Origin of the sequence: Chryseobacterium sp. RR2-3-20, from assembly GCF_017808115.1 — a bacterium.
Taxonomy (GTDB): Bacteria; Bacteroidota; Bacteroidia; order Flavobacteriales; family Weeksellaceae; genus Chryseobacterium; species Chryseobacterium oryzae.
This window is the reverse complement of the sequence record NZ_JADQBD010000039.1, coordinates 23904-29946: the sequence shown is the minus strand read 5'-3', so window position 1 is coordinate 29946 and position 6043 is coordinate 23904. Positions and strand designations below refer to the sequence as shown.

At 33.9% G+C, this 6043-nt stretch carries 7 protein-coding genes and 1 tRNA gene; 2 read left to right on the top strand and 6 right to left on the bottom strand.

Going from position 1 to position 6043, the window contains the following annotated elements; genetic code table 11:
* Positions 1–173: 173 nt before the first annotated feature.
* On the top strand, positions 174–467 hold the full coding sequence (locus tag IV513_RS10040) for a hypothetical protein (RefSeq protein WP_209390436.1): 294 nt from the start codon (positions 174–176) through the stop codon (positions 465–467).
* A gap of 48 nt (positions 468–515) precedes the next feature.
* Here the strand turns inward: IV513_RS10040 and murB are convergent, their stop codons facing one another.
* From murB to IV513_RS10015, 5 genes are all read right to left on the bottom strand, one after another.
* Positions 516–1529 carry a UDP-N-acetylmuramate dehydrogenase gene (murB, locus tag IV513_RS10035; RefSeq protein WP_209390435.1) on the bottom strand — a complete coding sequence of 338 codons (1014 nt, stop codon included), beginning with the start codon at positions 1527–1529 and terminating at the stop codon, positions 516–518.
* The gene (locus IV513_RS10030; RefSeq protein WP_209390434.1) at positions 1529–2029 is read right to left on the bottom strand and encodes a hypothetical protein; all 501 of its coding nucleotides are present in this window, start codon (positions 2027–2029) and stop codon (positions 1529–1531) included. Before IV513_RS10030 ends, murB begins: the two co-directional genes overlap by 1 nt.
* A 13-nt stretch (positions 2030–2042) precedes the next feature.
* The gene (locus IV513_RS10025) at positions 2043–3248 is read right to left on the bottom strand and encodes a pyridoxal phosphate-dependent aminotransferase (protein WP_209390433.1); all 1206 of its coding nucleotides are present in this window, start codon (positions 3246–3248) and stop codon (positions 2043–2045) included.
* 56 nt (positions 3249–3304) lie between these two features.
* Positions 3305–3391 (bottom strand) — tRNA-Ser (locus IV513_RS10020).
* Between the two features lie 207 nt (positions 3392–3598).
* Positions 3599–4615, bottom strand: coding sequence for an asparaginase (locus tag IV513_RS10015; protein WP_209390432.1), 1017 nt, complete (start codon positions 4613–4615; stop codon positions 3599–3601).
* Positions 4616–4670: 55 nt separating this feature from the next.
* Between IV513_RS10015 and IV513_RS10010 the strand changes: the two genes are divergently transcribed.
* Positions 4671–5345 carry an RNA methyltransferase gene (locus IV513_RS10010; RefSeq protein ID WP_209390431.1) on the top strand — a complete coding sequence of 225 codons (675 nt, stop codon included), beginning with the start codon at positions 4671–4673 and terminating at the stop codon, positions 5343–5345.
* Here the strand turns inward: IV513_RS10010 and IV513_RS10005 are convergent.
* Positions 5342–6037: a 16S rRNA (uracil(1498)-N(3))-methyltransferase gene (locus tag IV513_RS10005; RefSeq protein ID WP_209390430.1), complete on the bottom strand. Its 696-nt coding sequence runs from the start codon at positions 6035–6037 to the stop codon at positions 5342–5344. The genes IV513_RS10010 and IV513_RS10005 overlap by 4 nt on opposite strands.
* Positions 6038–6043 lie beyond the last annotated feature (6 nt).

Here is a 6043-nt window from a genome sequence, read left to right as displayed (position 1 = left end):
TTGGTTTTAAACCAATTTATGCTTATTTTTGAAAAAAGGCTCAGATTATAAAATCCAAGCCTAACTTTTCTACTTACACACTTTACGGGATAGTGTCTATTAAATCGATAACCTTATATCCAAAAATCATTGCTGATCTTAAAGATGATGAAACAATATTAGAAATATGATTATTGCCAGTTATTAATAATTTTCCCGATAGTAATAACCCTATTCTGACTTTTACAGAAAATTATTCAAATATAAAGAAGAATAAATGGACAATTCTATTGCCAAGAATTATTAAGTATCCTGAAAATGGATTTGTACTTTCATTCAACCTAAAGTACAGTAAAAATAATGTTAATGCTATTTATTTTCAATCTTCACCAAATACCTTTACCTTTCAGTATAATTCTAAACATTATGGAGGCTGGAAAATTACAGAACCAATAGGTTTTATGTACAAATTAAAAATTCTTCAGTAAAGAATCGCTATTAGGTTTAAGCATATTTTTAAATGAATAATTCTTGTTTTAAAGAATATTCACTTCTCTTTCCAGTTCAATCCCGAATTTCTCTTTCACAGAATCAATAATCATTGTAGAAAAATCGAAAATTTCTTTTCCGGTTGCATTTCCTGTTGCATTTACAATGACTAATGCCTGTAATTGGTGTGAAGCGACGTTGCCAATTTGCTTTCCTTTCCAGCCGCATTGCTCAATAAGCCATCCTGCGGGAACTTTTACAGAATCACCGTTTGGATATCCCTGAATGTTTTCAAATTGCTGTTGTAATTTTTCAAATTGTTGCAATGGGATGGTTGGATTTTTGAAAAAACTTCCAGCATTCCCCATTTTTTTAGGATCGGGTAATTTACTTTGGCGAATATTAATAACTGCCTTAGAAACATCCTGAATGGTAGGATTTTCAATTCCCAAATTATTTAATTCGGTCTTTATGGCTCCATATTCTGTTTTAATAAGATGGTTTTGAGTGGTTAATTTAAAACTCACTTCCAAAATAACATATTTATCTTTTCCTTCTTGCTTAAAAATAGAATCTCTGTACCCGAAACGGCATTTTGCGAGATCAAAAACTTCTATTTCGAAAGTTTTTCGGTTTAAAACCTTGCATTCGGTAAAAACATCTTTAATTTCGGTTCCATAAGCACCAATATTCTGCATTGGAGAAGTTCCTACATTTCCCGGAATTAGGGATAGGTTTTCTAATCCGCCGTAGTTTTTATTCAAACAATATAACACGAATTCGTGCCAGTTTTCGCCGGATTTTGCGGTTACAGAAATTTCATTCTCATTCAAAATCTTTTCCGAAATTCCTTTTAAATTGAGTTTGATTGCTACACCTTCAAAATTTTTTGTCAATAAAATATTGCTTCCACCACCAAGAAAAAGAACCGGAAGGTTTTGCGATTGAGCATATTGGAGAGCGGCAGTTAATTCATCTACAGAATTGGCTTCAACAAAATATTCTGCATTGGCATCTACTCCGAAAGTATTGTAAGGTTTCAGTGAGAAATTTTTCTGCATTATTTCTGAGATTTTTTTACGGTTGAAAGTTGTTTTTTGGAAATAATATTATTCAGTCTGTTCTTGAGGATTTCAATCTGATTATAGTGGATGTCATTATAAGAATTAACGAAAATGTGAGATTTTTTGCTGGTTTTTATAATGAGAGTTTCGTCTATTCCGTCGAGATGCTGAATGCTTGGAGAACTGCGGATACTGTCTAAGTTTTTTATTTTAATAGATGAGGATAATAATTGCCAGTCATCTTTGCTTAGGGCATTTTTCCAATTGTTGTTTTTGCTTGGTTTTGATGTTCCACTATCAAAAAAAATAGAGTCCTTTTTAATTTTGATAATTTCATAGAAGCCGTTTTCTCCACCAATATGAGAAAGAGTCATTACTTCTATTTTTTCTTCGTCTGTGTTTTGCGTATCGCCTTTTTTATAATCACAGGAAAGAAAAATCAGCAGTAAAAATGTTAGAAAAAAACTTTTCGAACTGATTATTTTTACTGCTGACATTATTATTTATTTTTTAGATGTTGAAATCTAATTTATATTTTTCCAGTGCATTTCTAAGAATTTCTACACTTTTTCTTAAATCTTCTTCTTTAAGAACATAAGCAATTCTTACCTGTTTTTTGCCCAGTTCAGGATCGCTGTAAAATCCACCAGCAGGAGCTACCATAATGGTTTCGTTGTTAAGAGTATATTTCTCCAAAAGCCATTGTGCAAATTTCTCTGTATCATCTACAGGAAGTTCGGCAACACAATAAAATGCACCTTTAGGTTTCGGGCAAATTACTCCGGGGATAGAATTTAATAAATCTACCAAAACATTTCTTCTGTGGGTGTATTCTTCTCTTACAGATCGGATGTATGCGCCATCGTTTTGATGGGCAGCTGTAGCGGCAATCTGCCCCAAAAGTACAGGGCTTAATCTTGCCTGAGCAAAAAGCATAGCTGCATCACGAATTTTCTTAGAACGGGTAATCATGCATCCGATTCTTACGCCGCACATAGAATATCTTTTTGATTCTGAATCTATTATAATGCAGTTTTCGCTTAGTTCAGGAAATGCAAGCATAGAAATCTGCTGTTTTCCATCATACACATATTCTCTGTAAACTTCATCTGAAATAATGACGATATCGTATTTCAAAGCGATTTCTGCTAATTTCTGAAGCTCTTCTCGGGTGTAAAGATAGCCGGTCGGGTTTCCGGGGTTGCAAATAACGATAGCTCTAGTTCTTGGCGTAATTTTTTTCTCAAATTCTTCAATCGGAGGTAAAGCAAATCCGGTATCAATAGAAGATGGAATGGCTACTACATTTACATTGAATGTACTGGTAAATCCATTATAATTGGCATAATAAGGTTCTGGGATGATAACTTCATCACCATCATCACATAATGTAGAGATGGCAAAATTAAGTGCTTCGGATCCTCCGTTGGTAACAATAAAATTATCGGGTGTAAGATCTGCAAAACCTAAAGAATGGTAATATTCTGTAAGCGCCTTTCTGTACTCTATATTCCCCTCAGAAAGAGCGTATTCTAAAACTTTTAAATCAATATTTTTAAGAGCGTTTAGCGCAGTTTCTGGTGTTTCAATGTCTGGCTGACCGATGTTGAGGTGATACACTTTGGTACCTCTCTGTTTTGCTTGTAAAGCGAAAGGAACGAGTTTTCTCACCGGTGAAGCCGGCATATTCTGTGCTCTGTTTGATATGTTTGGCATTTTGTAATAATTTAAAATTACAAAGCCACCTCACAATTTTGTGAAGTGGCTTTTTGCAGAGAGGAAGGGATTCGAACCCTCGATACAGTTACCCGTATACTACCTTTCCAGGGTAGCTCCTTCAACCACTCGGACACCTCTCTTTGTTAGAAGACTGCAAAAATAGGTTATTTTTTCGAATAAAACAAAGCAAATGGGACTCTCTGTTCAAAAATTATTCAATAAATAGTTTTTTACTTTTTCACTTCTTAAAGTCATAATTAATCCTCTATTCTCAGTTTCCTGAATATTGAAATATTTGAAATTTTAGATTAAAATTAGATTTTGAAAATAAAGTCTTTAATTATCTGTTAATTGCTTATTTCTCCACAAATATTTTTAGAGAAATTTTCTGCAAAAGTTCCTTTGTAATTGGGATTGTCCATAAGGTGCATCGCTTTGGTAATTGCAGATTCTGCGGTAATATCTGTTCCGCTTATGGCACCGATTTTTGAGAAAATATTACTGTTTTCATACTTTCCGAAAGTAATTCCTCCTGAAATACACTGGCTTACTACCACGATTTCGGTTCCGTTATCTCTTATTTGCTGTAAAGTTTCCAATGTTTTTTCGCTGCTGAAAATCGTTCCCGAACCGAAAACCTGTAAAATCAATACTTTCATTTGGGAGATTTCTTTAAAGTGATTGAGCTTCATACCGGGGAAAATTCTCCAAAATAGGACATCTTCCGAAAGGTGTTCATCAATATAAAAACTTTCTTTATTTGTATTTCTTAAAAGATTGTCTTTATTAATGTTTAGATGTACTCCGGATTGCCCGAGAATAGGGTAGTTCGGACTAGAATATGCATCGAAATACTCTGCAGAATACTTTAAAGTGCGATTTCCGCGGAGTAATTTGTATTCAAAATAAATGGCTACTTCCTGAATAACCGCTTCATTATTTTCGTACAGACTGGCGTAATAAAGACTTGTTAAAAGATTTTCTTTTGCATCGGTTCTTAAATCTCCTATGGGTAATTGAGAGCCTGTAAGAATTACCGGTTTTGTAAGACCTTTCAGCATAAAACTAAGTGCAGAAGCCGTATAAGACATTGTATCTGTACCGTGAAGGATTAAAAATCCGTCGTATTCTTTATAATTTTCGAAAATAAGACGGGCAATCATTCGCCATTCTTCTGGTCCCATATCAGACGAATCTAATGGTTTTGCAAAAGGATGTACAAATACTTCACATTCCATAAGTCTCATTTCCGGCATTTTTTCAAAAATATTTCCAAAATCAAAAGCACGCAGGCTTCCTGTTTCGTAATCTTTTTCCATACCAATGGTTCCGCCGGTATAAATCAACAAGACTTTTCTTTTCATGTAAACTTTTCTTAGAATTTCAAAATTACGTTAATTTGCAAAGATTTGAAAGAAGATGAAAGATTTAGAGAAAACTTACGAGTATTTACAACAATTTTTAACGGAAGAAAGATTAAGAAAAATTCAACATTTCGCCCCGGAAAGTTCAGATTTTATACTTCCTGTTATTGAAGATATTTACCAGTTCAGAAATGCAGCGGCAATCGTGCGTTCTGTGGAAGCATGTGGTTTTCATAAAGTGGTCGCTTTGCAGGAAGAGTATAGTTTTGAGCCCAATTTAAGAGTGACCAAAGGCGCAGATACGTGGGTGGAAGTAGAAAAAATGCCGAGAAATTTAGAGTCTTTTCAAAAAATAAAAGACAGAGGATATAAAATGGTAGCAGTTTCTTTAGAAAATAATGCTAAATTTTTACCGGAATACGAAATTACCGAACCCATTGCTTTGGTTTTCGGTACCGAAATGCAAGGCGTTTCTGAAGAAATTTTAGATTTTGCAGATGAAACACTGGCAATTCCTATGTATGGTTTCACCAGAAGTTTTAATGTTTCTGTGGCAGCCTCAATCTGTATGTACGAACTGAAACAGAAGCTGATAAAATCTAATATTGATTATAAACTAAACGAAGAAAAACTCTTGCGAATGAAAATCCGTTGGGCAGTAAATTCTATGCGAAGCGGAGAACAGATTTTTGAAAAATATTTAAGAGATCATCATCTTAATTTTGCTTAAATCATCTTGTTGTAGTTCCATGCTGCTACAAATACTCCCGCAGTTTCGGTTCTTAATCTTTGGTTTCCTAAAGAAACGGCTTTAATTCCTTTTTCTGCTAAAAACTGAATTTCTTTATCCGAAAAATCGCCTTCCGGACCAATGAGAAAAGTATAGTTTTCTAATTGTGGAATTTTATTCAAGTTAATTCTCTCTAAATTTTCGTTGCAATGAGCGACAAAAGTAGTTTCAGAGTTGGTGGTTTTTAGAAAATCCTGAATTTTGGTTAAATCATTAATAACAGGAAAATGAAATCTTAAGCTTTGCTTTGATGCTGCAATTGCCTGCTTTCTGATTTTATCTATGTTGATGTTTTTTCTCTCCGTTTTTTCGGTATGAAAAATCGTGATTTCAGAAATACCCATTTCTACGGCTTTTTCTACAAAAAATTCAATTCTGTCTATATTTTTGGTTGGAGCAATGGCAATGTGAAGCTTTGGAGTGAAATTTGGAGTTTCATTTTTAATTTCAGAAACTGTAATTCCAGCTTTTTTTCCTTCAATGAGTAATGTTCCGGAAGCAATATTTCCTTTTCCGTCGGTTACATGAATTTCTTCGCCATCTTTCATGCGCAGAACTTTTATAATATGCTGCTGCTCTTCATCGTTGATGATTGCTTTTCCGTTATGTATTTCTCCAAAAAAAAGTTTCATAGAAAA

Coding starts and splice junctions, on each gene's coding strand:
- murB (WP_209390435.1), bottom strand. CDS start 1,529: ATGCAGAAAAATTTCTCACTGAAACCTTACAATACTTTCGGAGTAGAT.
- IV513_RS10030 (WP_209390434.1), bottom strand. CDS start 2,029: ATGTCAGCAGTAAAAATAATCAGTTCGAAAAGTTTTTTTCTAACATTT.
- IV513_RS10025 (WP_209390433.1), bottom strand. CDS start 3,248: ATGCCAAACATATCAAACAGAGCACAGAATATGCCGGCTTCACCGGTG.
- IV513_RS10015 (WP_209390432.1), bottom strand. CDS start 4,615: ATGAAAAGAAAAGTCTTGTTGATTTATACCGGCGGAACCATTGGTATG.
- IV513_RS10010 (WP_209390431.1), top strand. CDS start 4,671: ATGAAAGATTTAGAGAAAACTTACGAGTATTTACAACAATTTTTAACG.
- IV513_RS10005 (WP_209390430.1), bottom strand. CDS start 6,037: ATGAAACTTTTTTTTGGAGAAATACATAACGGAAAAGCAATCATCAAC.